The 17,523-nt window shown below is 40.0% G+C and carries 20 protein-coding genes and 1 other RNA gene; 6 read left to right on the top strand and 15 right to left on the bottom strand.

What is annotated here, in order from left to right; translation table 11 throughout:
- Window positions 1-101 precede the first annotated feature (101 nt).
- From XYCOK13_RS09190 to XYCOK13_RS09145, 10 genes are all read right to left on the bottom strand, one after another.
- Window positions 102-659 (bottom strand): 14-3-3 family protein, encoded by a 558-nt coding sequence (locus XYCOK13_RS09190; protein ID WP_213411836.1) that lies wholly within the window; start codon window positions 657-659, stop codon window positions 102-104.
- A gap of 107 nt (window positions 660-766) precedes the next feature.
- Window positions 767-1,099: a transfer-messenger RNA gene (ssrA, locus tag XYCOK13_RS09185) on the bottom strand.
- Window positions 1,073-2,041: a hypothetical protein gene (locus XYCOK13_RS09180; protein WP_213411835.1), complete on the bottom strand. Its 969-nt coding sequence runs from the start codon at window positions 2,039-2,041 to the stop codon at window positions 1,073-1,075. Before XYCOK13_RS09180 ends, ssrA begins: the two co-directional genes overlap by 27 nt.
- Complete coding sequence (locus tag XYCOK13_RS09175; RefSeq protein ID WP_213411834.1) at window positions 2,001-3,161, bottom strand: hypothetical protein; 1,161 nt, start codon at window positions 3,159-3,161, stop codon at window positions 2,001-2,003. Before XYCOK13_RS09175 ends, XYCOK13_RS09180 begins: the two co-directional genes overlap by 41 nt.
- Window positions 3,162-3,278: 117 nt before the next feature.
- Window positions 3,279-4,469: a restriction endonuclease gene (locus tag XYCOK13_RS09170; protein ID WP_213411833.1), complete on the bottom strand. Its 1,191-nt coding sequence runs from the start codon at window positions 4,467-4,469 to the stop codon at window positions 3,279-3,281.
- Window positions 4,470-4,652: 183 nt separating this feature from the next.
- Complete coding sequence (locus XYCOK13_RS09165; RefSeq protein WP_213411832.1) at window positions 4,653-5,903, bottom strand: hypothetical protein; 1,251 nt, start codon at window positions 5,901-5,903, stop codon at window positions 4,653-4,655.
- Window positions 5,896-6,567, bottom strand: a complete 672-nt coding sequence (locus tag XYCOK13_RS09160; RefSeq protein ID WP_213411831.1) for a DUF4145 domain-containing protein — start codon at window positions 6,565-6,567, stop codon at window positions 5,896-5,898. Before XYCOK13_RS09160 ends, XYCOK13_RS09165 begins: the two co-directional genes overlap by 8 nt.
- 486 nt (window positions 6,568-7,053) lie before the next feature.
- Complete coding sequence (locus XYCOK13_RS09155; protein WP_213411830.1) at window positions 7,054-7,479, bottom strand: hypothetical protein; 426 nt, start codon at window positions 7,477-7,479, stop codon at window positions 7,054-7,056.
- Window positions 7,480-7,504: 25 nt separating this feature from the next.
- Window positions 7,505-8,803 carry an FG-GAP repeat protein gene (locus XYCOK13_RS09150; protein ID WP_213411829.1) on the bottom strand — a complete coding sequence of 433 codons (1,299 nt, stop codon included), beginning with the start codon at window positions 8,801-8,803 and terminating at the stop codon, window positions 7,505-7,507.
- 17 nt (window positions 8,804-8,820) lie between these two features.
- Window positions 8,821-8,973, bottom strand: a complete 153-nt coding sequence (locus XYCOK13_RS09145) for a hypothetical protein (RefSeq protein WP_213411828.1) — start codon at window positions 8,971-8,973, stop codon at window positions 8,821-8,823.
- Between the two features lie 248 nt (window positions 8,974-9,221).
- Here XYCOK13_RS09145 and XYCOK13_RS09140 point away from each other — a divergent pair, with 248 nt between their 5' ends.
- The 5 genes from XYCOK13_RS09140 (at window position 9,222) to XYCOK13_RS09120 (ending at window position 11,178) form a co-directional block, all read left to right on the top strand.
- Window positions 9,222-9,566, top strand: coding sequence for a helix-turn-helix domain-containing protein (locus XYCOK13_RS09140; RefSeq protein ID WP_213411827.1), 345 nt, complete (start codon window positions 9,222-9,224; stop codon window positions 9,564-9,566).
- Between the two features lie 300 nt (window positions 9,567-9,866).
- The gene (locus XYCOK13_RS09135) at window positions 9,867-10,088 is read left to right on the top strand and encodes a hypothetical protein (protein ID WP_213411826.1); all 222 of its coding nucleotides are present in this window, start codon (window positions 9,867-9,869) and stop codon (window positions 10,086-10,088) included.
- A gap of 19 nt (window positions 10,089-10,107) precedes the next feature.
- Window positions 10,108-10,296, top strand: coding sequence for a hypothetical protein (locus XYCOK13_RS09130; RefSeq protein WP_213411825.1), 189 nt, complete (start codon window positions 10,108-10,110; stop codon window positions 10,294-10,296).
- A gap of 97 nt (window positions 10,297-10,393) precedes the next feature.
- The gene (locus tag XYCOK13_RS09125; RefSeq protein WP_213411824.1) at window positions 10,394-10,993 is read left to right on the top strand and encodes a JAB domain-containing protein; all 600 of its coding nucleotides are present in this window, start codon (window positions 10,394-10,396) and stop codon (window positions 10,991-10,993) included.
- A gap of 32 nt (window positions 10,994-11,025) precedes the next feature.
- A complete protein-coding gene (locus XYCOK13_RS09120) occupies window positions 11,026-11,178 on the top strand; it encodes a hypothetical protein (RefSeq protein WP_213411823.1) in 153 nt (50 codons plus the stop codon).
- 110 nt (window positions 11,179-11,288) lie between these two features.
- On the opposite strand, the gene XYCOK13_RS09115 is transcribed toward XYCOK13_RS09120, so the two are convergent.
- The 3 genes from XYCOK13_RS09115 to XYCOK13_RS09105 form a co-directional block, all read right to left on the bottom strand.
- Window positions 11,289-11,513 (bottom strand): hypothetical protein, encoded by a 225-nt coding sequence (locus XYCOK13_RS09115; RefSeq protein WP_213411822.1) that lies wholly within the window; start codon window positions 11,511-11,513, stop codon window positions 11,289-11,291.
- Window positions 11,514-11,527: 14 nt separating this feature from the next.
- Entirely contained in the window at window positions 11,528-11,812 is a 285-nt protein-coding gene (locus XYCOK13_RS09110) for a helix-turn-helix domain-containing protein (protein ID WP_213411821.1), read from the bottom strand.
- Between the two features lie 320 nt (window positions 11,813-12,132).
- Window positions 12,133-12,888, bottom strand: a complete 756-nt coding sequence (locus XYCOK13_RS09105; RefSeq protein ID WP_213411820.1) for a hypothetical protein — start codon at window positions 12,886-12,888, stop codon at window positions 12,133-12,135.
- Between the two features lie 760 nt (window positions 12,889-13,648).
- On the opposite strand from XYCOK13_RS09105, the gene XYCOK13_RS09100 reads away from it, so the two are divergent.
- Entirely contained in the window at window positions 13,649-14,668 is a 1,020-nt protein-coding gene (locus XYCOK13_RS09100) for a hypothetical protein (RefSeq protein ID WP_213411819.1), read from the top strand.
- 190 nt (window positions 14,669-14,858) lie between these two features.
- On the opposite strand, the gene XYCOK13_RS09095 is transcribed toward XYCOK13_RS09100, so the two are convergent.
- Window positions 14,859-15,320 carry a GNAT family N-acetyltransferase gene (locus XYCOK13_RS09095; protein WP_213411818.1) on the bottom strand — a complete coding sequence of 154 codons (462 nt, stop codon included), beginning with the start codon at window positions 15,318-15,320 and terminating at the stop codon, window positions 14,859-14,861.
- A gap of 331 nt (window positions 15,321-15,651) precedes the next feature.
- Entirely contained in the window at window positions 15,652-17,439 is a 1,788-nt protein-coding gene (locus XYCOK13_RS09090; RefSeq protein ID WP_213411817.1) for a hypothetical protein, read from the bottom strand.
- Window positions 17,440-17,523: the final 84 nt, after the last annotated feature.

Below are 17,523 nucleotides of genomic sequence, written 5' to 3'. Positions count from 1 at the left end.
AAAATAGTTTACAGACTCTGAAGAACTGATCGTCAAGGGAACAGTACTATCCCAATCTCTCCTTTTCTTTTCCATGTAAAGGGAGATTTTAATCGAAGAATTCAGTTGTCTTCTTGATCATTGTTTCCCTTTTCGAAGAAAAATGGATTACTGTTCAACATTAAACCTAAACGTAAGTTGTCGAATGGCTTTTGCATTTCTTTTATACTTAGTTGAAAACTCTTAAGAAGTGCTGATATTGTATCTTGGAAGTCCTTTGTAAATATCTTCATAGTATCTGATATTTTACTTAGCGTGTTCTTTAAATATTCTTGGTTTTTATGTACAAAGTCCCGTTCTTCAGTGAGGAGGATTGCTTTATCGATATCTTTGATGAGCTTATTGAGCAACTTCATAATTTCTCGATATTCAACTTTATCAAGCTCTTTACAGTGAGCCACTTTATTTCTCGTTTGCCTAATTATATCAATGTCTTCATCAACGTTCATCTTAGGAATTTTATCACTAAAATTTAGATACACTTTCTTTATACATGGAGGCCAGGGGAGTATCGATATCTCGATTAAACTTACAAAGACGCTACCGCAACGATGCAATACACTAAGGTAGATATCGATGCCGTGCTCGTCCGCTGATGCAATCCTTTGTAGCCAATTCAATCGCTCCCTGCGCGCGGGACGAACCTTCGGTTCTCCTCCCCTCTTCGACGCCTGTACATAAAGAAAGCCCCGACCTTACGGCCGGGACTTTCTTTATGTATGGAGGCGAGGGGAGTCGAACCCCTGTCCGAAGATATCGCCACATAAGCTTCTACGGGTGTAGTGACTTATGAAGGTTTCGCCTAGAGCGCTGCTAAGTCACCCACTACGCTTTAGGCTAGTCTGATTGTCTTCTTCCGTGGACCCCAGACGGAGACCCAGCGGCGTATCCCACTAAAGTTGAGCCCTAATCCCAGCACATGGGCGATGCTGAGGTAGAGCACGCGTGCAGGTTATTAAGCTGCTACAGCGTAAGAAGGTTGTTGTTTGCCAGTTATTATTGGCTTTATCGTTGATGCTAAAATCCCGATTACTTACTCACTTTCCATAACTAATTCTAACTTATATTGATTTGGATCATCGTCGGGCTTCTGGATATACTGCTTTGGAACAGGCTCCCCTTTACGAAGTCTATCAGAAAGTTCTTCAACCTTCTCTTTAAACATTTTATATGTCTTTGGTTTACAACCAGTTTTTATTTTCTTTAATTTTCCTTGCCCTTTTTTCCTATTCCATTCAATGTACTCAAACAACTCATACTTACTACCGATATCCATTGCATCACTAATTTTTTTCTCAATATCTCTTCTCATACTGATTCCAATACGTGATGGATATAGTTCCGAATTTGTTGAAGCTACTTCTGGGGCTAAATCTGCTATCGTAAACTCTTCTTTTTCACGTATGGAGAAAGAAACCAACACTTCAGCCAGTATCTTTACATATTTAAACAAGGGAGTTTGGCCGCCTACTCTAAATACTTCATGAACTAAGCTCGGGTATTCTATTGGCATCTCAAAATAAGCTAAAAGATCATCATCTTGCGACTCCACACCTGATATTGAAATAGTTGTTGGAGAATTTGTCACAGAAAAATATGTAAAATCATACTCGCTCGCTTCTTCTTTTATTTTTTCGAGATTACACGAATTACATACAATTGCTGTATCATGTGTATGAGAGGAAGGAGAGTGCGAGGATACGCCACCAACTAAAACTAGTTCCTCAGAAGTTAAGAGAGAATACTTTTTTAGCTGGGCTGGTTCTGTCCCCCCGCTTTTGCACTCACAGGCAATTGAATGATTTTTATCTTTGTTATTTAAAACTATATCAAATTTGACCTCACGGTCTTTTCCATTTTGATTAATATCAAATTCCTTTTCAATGAATTCAACCCTATATCCTGTTTCATAAAATGTTCTAGGATAGTTTGGAATATTAAAGGTCATACTTGCAATGATATTAACTAAGTCCTGTTCCAGATAAGTCGACTTTGAGCTCATAGCCTTCTACCTCCAAATCCGCCATAGCATCAACATAATGATTTAAATTTGCAAGCAATCTAAACACAGTATTAGCACAAGAATTTTTAGGTAGAGCAATTCTAATGAAGTGAGGTGATATTTCAAACATTATCCTGTTTCCTAAATTTCCATGGTGCATGTCAACTGCGTAAACTCTGTATTCATGATCGTTTAACCTCTCCTCTATACCCCACAGCCTAAAAGGTTCGTCTCCACTAAACACCAAATTAACCAATTTCTCTGGAAGTACTGGTTGGCTGAAATTAATGGTTATTGGATTGCCCGACAAAAATCCTTCATCAAATGAAATTCCATAGCTCTCAAGCTTTGTTATTGCTTCACCATAAAGTTTAACCAATTCAAACACAATTCTTGAGTGTTTTGCATATGAATTACCTTTAGCGGTTAATTTACCATTATACTTAATGTCGTCTATTATAAATCTATTTTCTTCATCCGTATTATTTGTGAAATTTGAACGCAAGACCGAAAGTCTGGAAATCCCCATCATTCGATTTAAATCAGAGTTCATAAGTAATTTAAAAAAGTTTTTAGCAAAGTGTCTTTTCACGCTTAAGCTGACATCTTGAATATCCTCAATTAAATCATTATCTTGCTCTGAGGGCTCTTCAATACTATCACGAAATGAAACACCCATTCCCCAGAAACGTCCAAACTGATTTGTCTGTAATAACAGTGGAACTGGCAACCACAAACTATCAAAACCTTTTTCTGTATAAAACCTTTTAATGAACGGATCAGTAACTTTTGTTGGCTCAGCAGTATGAAGGACGATGTATCTTTTATTACTAAAATCAAGATAATAATCGGCCTTTTCAGTGGTTAAGAAAACTAAAGTTTCATCTTCTGTATCAAATAACTTTGCGTTTGATTCAATTGTTTGTGCGTGAGTTAGTACAGTAGAAGTAATAGAGTCTCTTGATGTTTCATCCTTGAAAAGGTGACACTCCACAACATACGATTTAATTGCATTGTGTCCGTAGCTATACTTGCGATGCGTGATTATCGACTCATAATTATTATTTAATATTGCATCAAAATGATGCTCTAATCCCGCACGGCTTTTTACCTTCTCCACCTTGAGTCACTCCATTAATTCATTTTCAACTATATCATACTCTAATTATTCCCTTAATGTCACGATATTACTCTTATTTAACGGTTTTACTGATAATTATATTAGACGTAAAAATAACTACCTAAGTTGAAATTCCGCAATAAGTGCTGGTCTTCTTGCTAATAAATTCTCAAGGTGGCTCTCTGGCCACATCTCAATTTTTAAAGCAGAGTCTGATTGATTATGCCTTTCAATTAACGCAACTGCATCTGCTGTGAATCTTCCTGAAGTAGCTATCACAACATCATCTATTCGCGGCGGCTCCCAAAGCTTAATTTGGTCTTTAAGTAAGGCTATATCAGCAGGATTTACACTTTTTGTAAGGTAGTGCTTACATTGTATTAACACTCTGCGCCTAGTCACACCACTTAAACCATCTTTGAAAACTCTCATAACTGACAAGTCACGCCCCCTATCTGGTGCGTTAGTATGCATTAACCATTCAGCGTTTTCATAACCCTCCTCAAAGCTAATTAGTGAATAAATTAATCTCTCAAAATTATCTGGATTTAATTTATTCCAATTTAACTTTGTAATAACAGTACCTTTTGGTTTTTGAGCAATTATGTCAGAAAGATCTTCTATGTTTATTGGAATCGGATCATTCTCATCAAACAAGCTTTGCATCAATGAGTCCTTCAACATTGGCCAGTCATGTATGATTTTCCTTAAATCACCAACCGAATTAAATGAGATCGTTCTTAATAAATCGCTCCAACTTTGGGGTCTTACTACACTGCTTCCAAGAAGAGTATCGACCTCTTTGACCTTTGTATGTAATTGAATCCACTCGTCAGTTTGAACCAAATAACTGCAATCTTCCCTATAAATACTCTGTATCCCACTCAAAATAACATTAATCTCATTAAAAATCGTAGATACTGAATCTCGAATAAGCTGTTTTCTTTTGTGATTAAACCTAAAACGATATTCTCTCAGTTCGTGACCTGGTTCTTGAATCCACTCCTCTACGGATATCTTGGCACTAATCTCATCTATCTCTAAAGCATCAAGGCGGCTTTGAGCAATACTATTTAGATTCCGTGGCTCCGTTTGCGGCTTCCATCCATTAATCTTTGGGAGATGCGTCAAAATATTTATATAAGATCTATACAACTCTTCGTACTGGATATTATCCCCAAATACAATTCCACCTGGTGTCAGTTCATACATCCGTTCCCACAATCGTTCGAGTTTCGATAGGTTGGCTTCAGCGGCCTCAAAAATTCGGATAGCTTCATCGAGTGAACTATTAATCTGCTCAGACATTGCCTTATTCCCTTCTATATTCACTTAGTGTTACTATGTAAATGGTTTTGAGTTTTTCACCACGGTGGCTACCAAGTGATTTAAGGTAGCTATTTATCACATTAATTCACACGTGACTTACATCTAAGTGTCACCGTTTCTCTTCCCCCCTGCACTCCAGTCAATTGATGATTTAACAAAGCCCTACTCGTAATTCCATCTAGTTCCAGCTTCATACTCTGCTCTTAATTCAGCCATTAATTCATTATGATGTGACATTTGCAAACAAACCCCATTCAAGAATGACGCAAGTTCACCGAAAAAAGTTGACACATTTTGTATATCAAAACACTTTATTTCCTTAAAGTGAGGTTCTAATAATTTGTTAGTCGGATATCTAAATTTATCGGATGTCGAATCAAGGCCTTGAAGTTGAATAATATACTTCTCTACATTTTGAATTGTTGGGTCGTCATCTGATGCATTATTGTGTGATTTTACATCGTTAAGTATAGTGTTCCACAAACGCTGAATACTGTGTTTCCTGTCTTTTATTAATTTCAATCCATTGAGAAAACCAAAAGAACATTCCTCAAATAATATCTCTTTTAATGCAAGCTCGATCGCATTTCTGTATAAGTAACACATAGGCAAAAACAAAAACTCTTTTAACTGACGGTTATCTGTCATAAACTCAAACAAATAATCTGCCGACTCTTTAAATGCACTAACGTAAGGATAAAATTTCCCCTTATTATATCCGTAACCAACTACACTTTGGGCATAATAGCTCCCACCTTCTTCTAAAAAAGATGGAGTATAATTATTATATTCTTCGAGTATCAATTCTGAATCATTATAGTAACTGGTCACTACAGTGTACGCAATTTCCATCTTATTTGCCAAAGCTAAAAGATTAATGTGTGTTTGTTTCTCAAATAAGAGTTTTAATGAATACTGCTTCTCTGAGAAGGGATTTTCTCTAGTAATAATTATCCCAAATGGGTACCTGAACGAATCTGATTCTTTATCAACCTTGCTCAAATCAGACAAAAATTTTTCGGTCCAATCGAATAAACCCTCATTGTTATTGATTTCTTTATTTAAATACTGCTTTATCGTCGCCAAAATCTTTGAAGGATTATGAAAAGTGTTTTTAATAAAACGCTTCCTTTCATCTACATCAGTAATAAACTTAAACCCGATTGCTTTTAACATTAATTCGAGACTATGTCTGTATAAATAGGTTACTGAATAAAAATACGTGTCCAATTCCCTAATACTAGCTTTTCTTAAAATATGCTCAGTTAATACATGTGCTGCTTTCCTAAACATCTCTGCATAAATAAAAAAATCCTGAGACAGATTCGTGGTAGCTTTAATTCTAACAATGTTGTCGGGAGAAATAATTCGATAAAAATCAGGATTGGCATGGGGCCATTTTAATTCAGTCAATTACTCTCCCCTCCACTACACCCATAAGTTTTTGCACTGATTTCAACTTCTCTGGCATATTGTACACGTAATCAAGAATCATTTGAGTAAACTCAATCATTGAACTTACCAAATGTTCATCAAAAGTAACATCATCAGCATGAGCAGCTGCGTTACCAAGTTGTTTTAGAATGTATGCCATTTCGTCTAATATTGGAGGCAAAATCTTAGAATCAGCTAAAAATTTTAGCTTCCTGTAGAGATTTCTCTGTGTTGCCCCTTTGTCATTACACATTCTCTCCAGAGCTCTCCGTAGCGATAGAACACAGATCGCACCGTCTAAATGTCGCACCTTTATAGCGGCTTCGAACGCTTCAAAAACTCCGTTTGGCATATTAGATTCTTTGTTAGTAACCTGCGGATAGACTATTTGGGATTTAAGAATAGGCCTGCCGTCATGATGTGTGTCTTCAGAAAACCACTCCTCACGCTTAAGAGTGATTTCACCACATACTTTGCATGCATATGTATACCAGTTTCGAACAAACTCCACTGAATATTGTACATTCACATAATTGTCTGAAATGTCATCTGAATTTACGAGTCTGTGGTTATTGATTAAATCCATAAAAGTTTTGTTCCCACAATGATAGCAAAGCAGGACCGCGCCTTGTTCTGGAGACATTCCAGCAACTCCTTTCATCTAATCACACAAGCGGTAAATTCCAATACTTTTATTTTGACTTTCAACTACTTAGAACTTAAAGTAATTTTTCAGAATTACCCTAACAGGCGAATCTCTTGCCTTTTCCAATTCTTTCTTAAATCTAATGATTTCAGACTTTGCTTGTTCTCGGCTGCCATTACACCTCTCTGGATCTCCAAGGACTCTTCCAACCCTCCCCTATTTCTTTGGCACGTATATTGTGTGTTGAAGTGCTTGGTTTTAAGCATACTATCCCCTTGACTTCAGTTTATCTACATAAGTTAGCGCTGAAATATTATGACCTCCGACAAGGGGATAAACGCTTTCAGGTGAAACATGTTGTCGTTTTGAGCATACCGTTCCGATCACCTACAATCATTTAACAATTTCGACAACCCGCAACTATTTTCCTGCTTTTAGGACAAAAGAGAAGCACCCCTAAGGATGCTTCATATCAATCATCTATTATTTAAGTTCAATTCCTTCGCCCTTCGAACCTCCAGGGACAATACTATCCACCCAATAAATATAGATTGAATATTTCTCTTCTTTATCGTAACGAGTAATCTCGTCGGCGGTTTTCATACAACTCTCTTCGAATTTCACAATGCCGCCTTCTTGAACGTATGCCTGTCCTTTTACAGGACCACAGATGGTTTGACCACCACCGCCTCCCATTGTTATCTTCCCACCGCTGCGCCCACTCTTATAGGTAATCGTGAAGGCTTCATGTATCGTATAATATTCACTATTGTCCGACTGGGAAGGCGTTAGTGTATAGTTTACTTTCCAGTACTCGCTCTCCCCGCTTAATGACTTATTCCCAACTGATGAACAAGATACCAGAAAGATCATGAGAAATCCGATTGTCAATAATCTTAATCGTTTCAATTCTATCCCTCCAAGAATATCAACATTAATAATCGCCTTCAACTGTGAAGTTAGCGGTTTCGATGTATTCCCTCTCTGAAATCGGTGTTAAATAAGAAGTTCTTCCACCTGCCGACATTACCAAATTTCTATTCTCAATGTAGAAGACGATGTCCACACTGTCTTCAGATAACCCTAGTAAATCAAGTGCCAAATTGGTTTCATTAACCACAACATAATATCGAACGAATACACCTTCACCATACGTGGATTTGATAATAACGCCTGTTTCATTGGCTTCAATATGGTAGTAGAAGCCCATTTCATCGTCCAACCAGTAGCCCGTAATCGTATTGATCCAATCAACAGGTTCATCATAGGCTAATGTCTTTTGATACTGCATGATGTTATTGCCTTGAACAAACCGAGCATGACTCTCATTTTCAAAAATAACCAGCATATCCTCGTTGGGGAAAAGCAGTTGAATCTTATTCTCTTCGATCTCACCGATTGAGAAAGCTATCGGATCGGTTTCTGCCAGAGACATCAGATCGCCGTAGATCAATTCCCCGCTGCTATCACTCTTTTTATGTATCTTAATAATTTTATCAGCGTTTTCGCTTAATGGATGCCAAAGTCCCGCCAGCTCTTGAAGCGCATCTTCCGCCACGTTATACACAGTACTGTCACCCACATCGCGGATATAAGTCTCACCATTCCATGTATAGTGCACGTGCTTGTACGAGGCATCGGCCATTGATTCCGAGTGTAACCAGTCCATTTCGTTCACTCTGATTTCTTCATAGCCATCCTGATCCATGTCCTCGAACGCAATGGAAACACCACTCACAGAAAACACCTGCTCCAGCTTTCCATCTCGCAAAGCATATAGATCGACCCCGATGTCCCTATACTCTGTTTGTACCGCAAGCAATGTATGATGCACAGGATTCTGGATCGTGCGTATACTCATGAATCGGTCGCTTGCGGCATCAGGAACTTCCATGGAGGCCAGTTCATCACGATCTTCCAGATTATATATGGATATCCTGCCGAAATGATTAGCCTGCGGGTCCGCGCCCACTATGATTTCTTCTATTCCATCCTGATTAAGATCAGCTAAGAGCGGTTGTAATAGCTCATCTTCATTCAAACCGTACTTCTCCAAGAACTCTGCCTGTACTTGCTTAAGTCGCTCCTCTGATAAAGCCTGACCATCGAGATTCACTGCCTGATTCTCACTTATTTCTTCTACAATATTATCGTCGCCTTCATCTTGTACTGCTGAATTGCACCCAGCGATCATAAGGCACAGCGCCAGAACTATGATTGTTTTGAACTTCACATGAAATACCCCCAAGATCACATTATTTGAAGTAAGCCAACAAAGAGTATAGCAAGTATAACTGCAAGAACAAGGACAATCAGACAGCCGAATTTAAATTTTTCTCCCAACCCTTTTGCCGCGAAAAATCCGATTATCAGGAATCCTAGTCCAATTATTGCCGCTTCCATTTAGACCCCCCCTGGTTCAAAAATCACTAAATTTCCAACCCTGAGTTATGTATGACTTTGTATACTCTTACTTTTGAACGCGCCCACCCGTCCTCATACGCTGGCGGTTCTTCCAGCCTACTACCAAAGGCTTGCTAAATCATTTATATCACAATTGATAATTATATGCTATATTAACTAGTTATTGATACTAATATGCTATCGATGACTTAGGCTCTCTAGGATATCGTTGCCCTAGAGGTGAGTTTATGAGCAGTCAAACCATGAAGATCGTCGGTGAGCGCATTAGATCGTTGAGAGAACAGCGTAAGTGGAGCCAAATGAGGCTTGGCGAGTTAGCTGATTTACACTATACATATATAGGACGCATTGAAAGAGGGGAAAATAACGTAACGATAAAGAGTCTCGAAAAAGTAGCAGCTGCTCTTGACGTTCCTTTTGAGGAGTTATTTCGGTTTATTAAGCCGCTTGAGAAGGGCAAGGACACCTATTACTTGTCGTTGCTCGTGAACAAGTTCCAAGGTAGAAATGTTGTTGATCAGAAGAGAGCATACGAATTATTGAGCTACATCCTTGAATGGAAAGACGAATAAACCATCTAAATTTTACCCGTGTTCATCCAACTGGATGAATGCGGGTCTTTTTTTGTTTTACAGAGAAAATCGGTGGAGTGAGAGCACACCAGATGAGGAGGTGATGACCGTGGATAAATTTCAGACTGCGTTGAATCAGTCAGTGAATGCATTGGTCTACTTAAGCTGTGAATTTGAACGCTTGGAGACAGAGCATTCCGACATGCTTAGTGAAGGTTACCCATTTAGCCAAGACCTTCGAGAAGTCGTGCACAGGTTGATGAAATGGCAAGATCAAATCAATGAGAGGAGGTGAAAGCATTGGCAAGTAATAAGCAATTGCCAGAGGAACTGATCGTATTGCTGCGACAATTGGTAATGCAGGGGCAGATTCGCATTGCAGGGATGGTTCTGCAAAGCTACTTTCTTCGATTCTGGAAGATCGATAAGGAATTGGCAGAGCATTATGTAGTTCGTTATTTCCGCAAGTATTACCCATCGCAGTTGAGTAAGCACCAAAAGCGAAAAGCTCATGCAAACTAATGAAAGGAGAAATCGCCGAATGGAGAAATATGAGCAATTGATAATTCGTCTCAATCAACTCACAGTGATCAAAGAGGAACTAGACAACAATGCTCCGATAGACAGTTGGGAAGGACAGGCGTATACTCGTACGCTTGTCGAGCTAGTATTGGTTGAAATGAAGATTGAAGACATGAAAAAGGACGCTCTGCAAAGCGCCCAAAGGTAATGCTACCTAATTGCAATTGTAACTGAATAATTCTATTCACACAAGAGGAGTAGCCTATCTGGCTGCTCCTCTATTTCATTTTATGGAGGTTATCACAATGAACTTATATTCGATAAAGACTGCTTTGGCAGATGCCCTTTGCGTGAAGGAAACGAGCCCAATAATTCAGGAGCTATTCTCCCGCTTCGTAACGCCTTTTGAACTGCTTGATGCGAACGAGAAGGAGCTTACACAGATCAAAGGCATTGGGCCTGCTCGTGCTCGTCAGATCGTCTCTGCATTAAAGCTGGCTAGAGCATTGAATACACCGAGGGATAATAAAGTCATCATACGGTCTCCGAAAGATGTCTTTAATCTTATGAGGTTTGAAATCGGCCATCTTATGCATGAGGAGTTCTGGATTCTCCAACTCTCGACCAAGAACCATGTAATCGCCAATAACCGAATTAGCGTGGGAAGTCTTAATGCCGCCGTGGTTCACCCAAGGGAGGTGTTTCGCGCCGCCATCTCTCGTGGATCAGCTTCAATAATCGCTTGCCATAATCATCCCTCTGGGGATTGTACGCCTTCCCCAGAAGATATTGCATTATCAGCTAGATTGAAGGAATGCGGCGATATTATCGGCATCGAAGTACTCGACAGCCTAGTCATATCCACGGATAATTACTATTCCCTGAAAGAAAGCGGTCAAATGTAATCAACTCAATAAAATTAAGGAGGAGAAACCCCATGAATAATTCTGCATGTATCGGATATGCCATCCTTGCCTGTAAAGCTCTAGGGATGACCCGCGACGAACTGCAAAAGCTGGAATCGGCAATGCTTTCAATACTTGATCGTTATACAGAGGATGAAGCCGAGGATGCTTATAGGAATAACTAAGATATGTAGGGAGTCGGCAATCGACTCCCTTTCTTATTTAACCAAGCCTTCGGCAATCTGCAACAGCTCGCTCCGCTCGCTGGTCTTACCGTTCCGCACCATTGTGTGGTCTATTCTTCGAGTAATGTTCGAACACTCATTCGATAATCAGGGTCTTCCAGACGCTTCATAAGCAATTCTACCCCGAAGTTGTTATTTACCGTCGGGGAAGGAACCGATCGTTCCCGATTAATATTCAGATACATCTTTCTGCGATGCTGGTTGGCCTCGCGCTGAGCTGAAGTAGTAGATGGAAGTGAATCTTCCAATTCAAGCATTCTTAAGAATTCATCCATGTTTTCATGACTCCTTATTGTTCGATTCTATCTACAAGAACTTTGTCCTCATACCACTGGGAATAAAGGTAATCCTCGATTATGCCAATATGCCTGGAGCTAATCTTCTTTCCATGCTCATAATCGGACAATGCGCCTGCACTGATGCTTAGTATCTCCGATAACTCTGTGAGTGTGAACTCATCCGCTGCTCGTTTGATTCTAAGCTTCTTAGATAAAGGGGCTTCATCGAGGAATATTAATACATCCTTGCGTGCGTTCATTTGATCAATAAATGCCTCAACATCGTACTTCATCATTAAGAAATCACCCTCTTAAATTTGAATGGCCAGCCTTCCTCGAAGGGAAGGCGGCATATAAGGAGACTCGAGGCGGCATTGCCACCGCTTCGATTATACTATTCGTAACCATTTGGCTCGAAAAAATCAAGATATCCACTTAACTTTTCTCGAAATATTTGTGGAAGATCACCACACAGAATACTTTTGGCTACACCCACTTGTTAGGATTTCGTTCTGAAACGTTGAAATATCTACGTAACCTCTGAAGACTGGGAACGTTCAGCGCTCCAATGCAATATACCCATCCGACAGGCAGCTATTACTTAAAGTTGGTAAATTCATATATCAGCAATTTTTTTTAATACTTCAACAAAGCTCGCATCCAATGGTTTTATTTCGTCTTCAATCTCATGCTCTGTGAGGTCTAGATTCAAATAATCTTCTCCACATAATTTAATAATAGATTCCACTACTTGTTCCGCTTGTTCTTTATAATTGAAGAAAATAAAAGGAACATCATCGAATCGGATAAAGCCATATTCGAGTACAACCGCATGGGTCTCGAATAGACTCATCAGTATGTCATACAGCAATAATCCAAAATATGAGCTTCCTTTAATACTAGGACTAAGTAGCGCATAAGCAGAGACCACCTGATTCCCGACTATTCTTTTAACCAAATCGACGAACATCACATCATTAACAAAATATTTTATTGAATTAATGAAGGCCTCTGTTGGCAAATGTTCGCTTAAATCTACGATATTCCTAAGATCAATGTACCAACGATAGTTCTTATTCAGAACGGAGGCCATATCAGGAACATATCTGAAGAAATTATATAGAACATTGCATATGGCTTGCTGCACTACCAAATCCGCTGAATCATATTGATTGCTTGTCCATGTAGACTTTGGCTTGTATTTGCCCGTTATGCAAGCATTCAACAACTCTTCAATGTTAATCTGCTTTCCTTCTCCCTCATGTTCCTTAACGATACGACTTGCCTCTTCGAAATTCACTCTATTGAATACAGAATTAACAAGTGTCTTTGCGAGAACCTGCTGGTCAAAGGCAGGAACTAACTTTTTCAATCAACACCACTCCTTGATTTTAGTAGAAATAAATCAAGGGGTTACCATTTTGAAGAACCCCCTGACGGAGTGTCCTCACTTCATCCTACTACACTCTTTACGACTAACAGGGTTCAGTATATGCAAATTGTAAAATCGATATACCTTCGATTATATGAAAATATGATCAGCGCATAATTCACACTCCCATCGCGTATACTAACCATAACGCTAACAGAAGTAGGCTTTGAAGTAGATTCCATGGGTAGGATGAAAGTAGGCATGTAGGCAGGCGAATTGCGTCTGTCTATTCGTATTGGCGTTAAATTAATGGCCGATTGAGTTGAACTGATCCTTAACGTTCGGGGAAAAGGTGTATCAGGGGAATTAGGCTCACGATGATACGAGTACAAACTAATCTCATTGCTGTAAATTCAATGCGTTCATTCAATGAACTATCAAACTCATATCCATCACCCCCCTTGAATTGCAGGTTATTATAGTACTACTGTCAGCCATGATACTACTAACCTGCAAACAAAGGGGGGGATTCAGATTCACTACTCTGTTTTCCCATTTAAGCAAACAGAATGTAAACAGATTATCGTCACTAAACTGGCCAATTTCTATGCAAATGGTTGCTTTTACTCAGTTAATGTGAGGTGAGACAGAAGCATCACCCACACAATTTCTCAGAGTAGCAGGCTGGCCATCACTTAGCAAACATAGCAAGGTATTTGCAGACGAGTTCGTATTCAAGCAAAAGGAGGACTAGAGAACGATGGACAACGTCACTTTGAATCATGAACAATTCCTCAGCTTTACAGGGTGGAGCGAGTCCCACTGTATGAAGCAGACAGTAAGGAGTCGCCTCCAAAAGCTTCAGAACATGGGTGTGAAAGACGTTAAGATCACAGGTATGGGAAAGAGGGCTGAGTACACTCTGAGCATTCCCGCAGGATTCTGGTATATGCTTCTGATCAACGGCATGAGCTACTCTCCCATTGGAGCTGAATACATCGACTGTATCATAAATGGACGGGATTTGGTAAATACAGCAAAAGGTACCTTTGTTAAATTCACTAACGAGCTATACATGGAACTGGCTCAAAGACACGAGGCCGAGTACAAAGCAGTGGAAGCTACTTGCACTCGTATTCGAAATTCTCTTCGTGAACATGGTTACATTACGGATTCACACATGAAGACGCACCGTGTAAAAAGAGTGAAGTTAATTGAGGGCAAGTTCGTTAATGAATGGGTGGCGGATGATGAAGCCATTGTCTATGATCAACGTGCGAGAGCAGTCTGGACTTCATTCTTTCAAAAGAAGCTGAACGCATACCGAAAAATTAACCCCGAAGCTGAGTCAGTACCTATCTACCTGATTGCGCAAGAAGTAAGAAAAGTGTACAGCTTCGAAATGGCGGAACAATTAGGCGTTGAATACTACAGAGTGGCAAAAAAAACTGAGGCTACAGCAAACCTTCATGCAGACATTAGCTTTGCTCGCAATACGTTCCTGCAAGCACGGGATTTGCAAGCTGTACGTAAAGAGCTACTACTTCTCCAACAAGCTCATCGCTCTAGTACGCAACAACTGAAGGAGCATGAAGAACATGCCAAAGCTGAGCTTAAAGCACACCAACCATCGAAGGAAGCGCTAAAGGAACTTCAGCAGCAGATGTTCGTGGCTGAAGTACAGAATGAGTCAATGGCACCACCTATTACGGAAGAAGAACGCAAACAAATGGAGGCCCTGCTTGACGAATTGATACCGAACAATGAGAACGAACAATAGATTCACGACTTTCATGCGCTCCCACCGCCCCTAGGGGCCCGTTAAGGTTCCACCTTAACAATCGCACTTGGCGTGAGCCGTCCCTTGGTCATTCGACCAATGGGATGGAATAGTGTTGGATGATAGAACCGCCTGTCAAGGCTGTACAAAGCTCCGCTACGCTTCGACCTTGACTGGCTCTCCATAGACTTTAACCGCCTAGTGACAGCTCCATAGGCTCCGTACAACGTATATACCCGTTCCTTGCGTAAAATGGAACACCATCATCACTCGGCCATACCATGATGAACTCATGTCTATTCTCCCTGCCCCATTCTTCAATACGCTTTAATAGTCGCCCTCCAATCCCCTTCGAGCGATACTCAGGAATCGTGTAGACATTGGTCATATAAACAAATGGATATGTGGTTCGCCCTGGCTTGGGCACCTTATCGATCAGCTCTATGTAGATATGCGATACAATCTTGTCATTCAGCTCGGCCACCCAGATGAACCATTTACCGTTGCTCATGGCTTTATGCAAAAAAACACTGCACTCCTCTTGAAAATCTCCATAAGACGCCTCGATAATCGGATAATGCTCATAGGTGAAATCCCATCTCATGCGAACCAATGAATCAATATCGTAAGGTTCGGCCAATCTGATCTTCATGCCTCTCATCCTTTCCTTCATCTTCAGTGGTTGGCCATCTCAAATCTGCGCCTCGATGTAACGTACAGGACCTTAAGCGCCCATCTGCATTCCATTCATGGGGAAGTCCATATGACTGGATCAAGCCCTTCACTTCATCCTAAGTATATACCTGCTTACGGTAGGGTTTATCATCCAGGTATCGCATGGTCGGAAAGAGACCGCATAGGTAAAGCTTACTTTAAGCAATCGCTTGGATCCTTCTCAACAACCCAATGCATGATATCTTCACCTCTATAGATCCCCGAGGGCCTAATTAACTGAATCACTCTCATGGCTACGTACCTCCCCGCTACTCGGCTTGATTAAAAAGTTGCTTTCTCGTCATTTCTAATATATCCAAGCTTGCGTTCACCAGAAAAGTGTTTCTATAAAATCCGTAACGAGAAGAATATGCTACAAAGTCGTGAAGGGAGACGGGATCTTCACGCGACTTATCTCTGAACATATTAATGATGTTAAAATGTTGCACGGAGCCTTCCAGCAATTCTAAATTGCTTATTGTCATTATTGTTAGTGCATGAATCTTAATTGGGCATTTTTTCAACTCATACCCAAGGTCGCTCTCAATAACCTGTATAAATTCTTTTTGGAGGAGATCAATAGTGAGTGGAGCATCAAGCAGTGTATCATGAACCAGTAAAACGGGAAAGATCTCGTTAATCTCTTGGAAGTCTTGGTTTAGTGAATCTATACTCCTAGTTACTATATGCTTAATGGTACGGCTTAATTGACCTACTCCCTTAATCCTCTCTTGCCCACCTTCTACTACATTACTGTACTTTTTTCTTAATTCTTCTTCGAAAGAGATGCCGTCTGGGCTAACCTCAGATTCTCTGATGAAGGATGCTTTGATTTCAAAGAGAATGGCTGTCTTATTTTGAAGTAAAGCAGCATCAATCTCGAGATTCCTCCCTTGCTGTTGATAGCTCTTCTGTTGCCTAAATGTATATTCAGCTTTGTCAGAATACATCCTATCAAGAATGTCGCAACAGTAGTCTTCGAATGCATCGCCAAAAGCCGAAAATATTTGGTTCGCACTCTTACGCTTAAGTTGGATCATCAGAAACATGGGGCTTACTAGTACACTCTCATGAAAATATATTGCATCCAGTACTATTGATCTGCCATCTGATGCAGTGTATATTGGTTTGTCCCTTAATGGAATGGTATCCATGGGGCCAGCAGTATCATCATTTATCTCTTCCCTCCCCTTCCCATTCCATAACCTCTTACGTAGTTCCTCTATAGTTTGTGATTCAAGTCGAATATACGCTTTTAATTTATCAGGTATTAATGTGGTCTCCCCAATTGTATTAGCATTTATAATGCATGGCTTACGTAGTGGGTCCGTGAAATGCAATGCAATAGCTGAAAAACACACCATATAGTCCTCGAATGAAAGTCCTGTAATGCTTAAGAAGTCATTATTAAATGATGAGTAATATTTCAAAAAATATTTTTGATAAAATATCCAACCACGTCCTATTGTTATATCCAAATCAGGCGCTGCTCTTGATGCCTCTATGCTTTTCCGAAAAGAAGCCACCATGTATTGTCTTATCCTATGGGTATCTACTTCATAATGCAACGCCGTGCCAAAGGTATGTCTATCCCACATATTACTGGCGATCAACGCACACTTGAAAAAAGTGATTTTTGTATCCTCGCTATCAAAAGTTGTTCCATCATCAGGGTGATCATCACAAAGTAATGCGATCCAACGAATTAATTCCAGCATTTGTCCTCGGAAAAAGATAGTAAACGTTGTACCTTTCCTTCGATTTTTCCTGAGTGCCTTCTGAAGCCAATATCTCTCTCTATTAGTCGTCAACATGCTGAAGAGCGGGGCTTGAGCTTCCATATTACCTGTTGCGTTCAAGGCAAGATTTATTCTGGCACACCAAAACATTGCATCTGAACAGCTTAATTGATTAAGCATGTCTCGGAAGTTAGCGAAATCTGTATTCATATCTTTGTAAAAGATATCAGGAGTTGTAAAAACAGAAATTTGGGTCATCTCTTCACCACCCCGATTCGCAAGGTTACCATGATTTCCCTTATAGGGCATTTCAATCATTATAAATTTCCAACTCCAAGTTATGCAATATGAAATTGCGCTAAGATTCCTAAGTCGCCCACGGGGATCCCTAAAGTCTGATTG

It is taken from the genome of Xylanibacillus composti, assembly GCF_018403685.1.
GTDB classification, from domain to species: Bacteria; Bacillota; Bacilli; order Paenibacillales; family K13; genus Xylanibacillus; species Xylanibacillus composti.
This window is presented reverse-complemented; position numbering and strand designations above follow the sequence as displayed.

What these genes read in the sequence shown, in the direction of transcription:
- XYCOK13_RS09180 (WP_213411835.1), bottom strand. Translation starts at nt 2,041, where the DNA reads ATGAGCTCAAAGTCGACTTATCTGGAACAGGACTTAGTTAATATCATT.
- XYCOK13_RS09170 (WP_213411833.1), bottom strand. Translation starts at nt 4,469, where the DNA reads ATGTCTGAGCAGATTAATAGTTCACTCGATGAAGCTATCCGAATTTTT.
- XYCOK13_RS09160 (WP_213411831.1), bottom strand. Translation starts at nt 6,567, where the DNA reads ATGTCTCCAGAACAAGGCGCGGTCCTGCTTTGCTATCATTGTGGGAAC.
- XYCOK13_RS09145 (WP_213411828.1), bottom strand. Translation starts at nt 8,973, where the DNA reads ATGGAAGCGGCAATAATTGGACTAGGATTCCTGATAATCGGATTTTTC.
- XYCOK13_RS09140 (WP_213411827.1), top strand. Translation starts at nt 9,222, where the DNA reads ATGAGCAGTCAAACCATGAAGATCGTCGGTGAGCGCATTAGATCGTTG.
- XYCOK13_RS09130 (WP_213411825.1), top strand. Translation starts at nt 10,108, where the DNA reads ATGGAGAAATATGAGCAATTGATAATTCGTCTCAATCAACTCACAGTG.
- XYCOK13_RS09125 (WP_213411824.1), top strand. Translation starts at nt 10,394, where the DNA reads ATGAACTTATATTCGATAAAGACTGCTTTGGCAGATGCCCTTTGCGTG.
- XYCOK13_RS09120 (WP_213411823.1), top strand. Translation starts at nt 11,026, where the DNA reads ATGAATAATTCTGCATGTATCGGATATGCCATCCTTGCCTGTAAAGCT.
- XYCOK13_RS09115 (WP_213411822.1), bottom strand. Translation starts at nt 11,513, where the DNA reads ATGGATGAATTCTTAAGAATGCTTGAATTGGAAGATTCACTTCCATCT.
- XYCOK13_RS09110 (WP_213411821.1), bottom strand. Translation starts at nt 11,812, where the DNA reads ATGATGAAGTACGATGTTGAGGCATTTATTGATCAAATGAACGCACGC.
- XYCOK13_RS09100 (WP_213411819.1), top strand. Translation starts at nt 13,649, where the DNA reads ATGGACAACGTCACTTTGAATCATGAACAATTCCTCAGCTTTACAGGG.
- XYCOK13_RS09095 (WP_213411818.1), bottom strand. Translation starts at nt 15,320, where the DNA reads ATGAAGATCAGATTGGCCGAACCTTACGATATTGATTCATTGGTTCGC.
- XYCOK13_RS09090 (WP_213411817.1), bottom strand. Translation starts at nt 17,439, where the DNA reads ATGATTGAAATGCCCTATAAGGGAAATCATGGTAACCTTGCGAATCGG.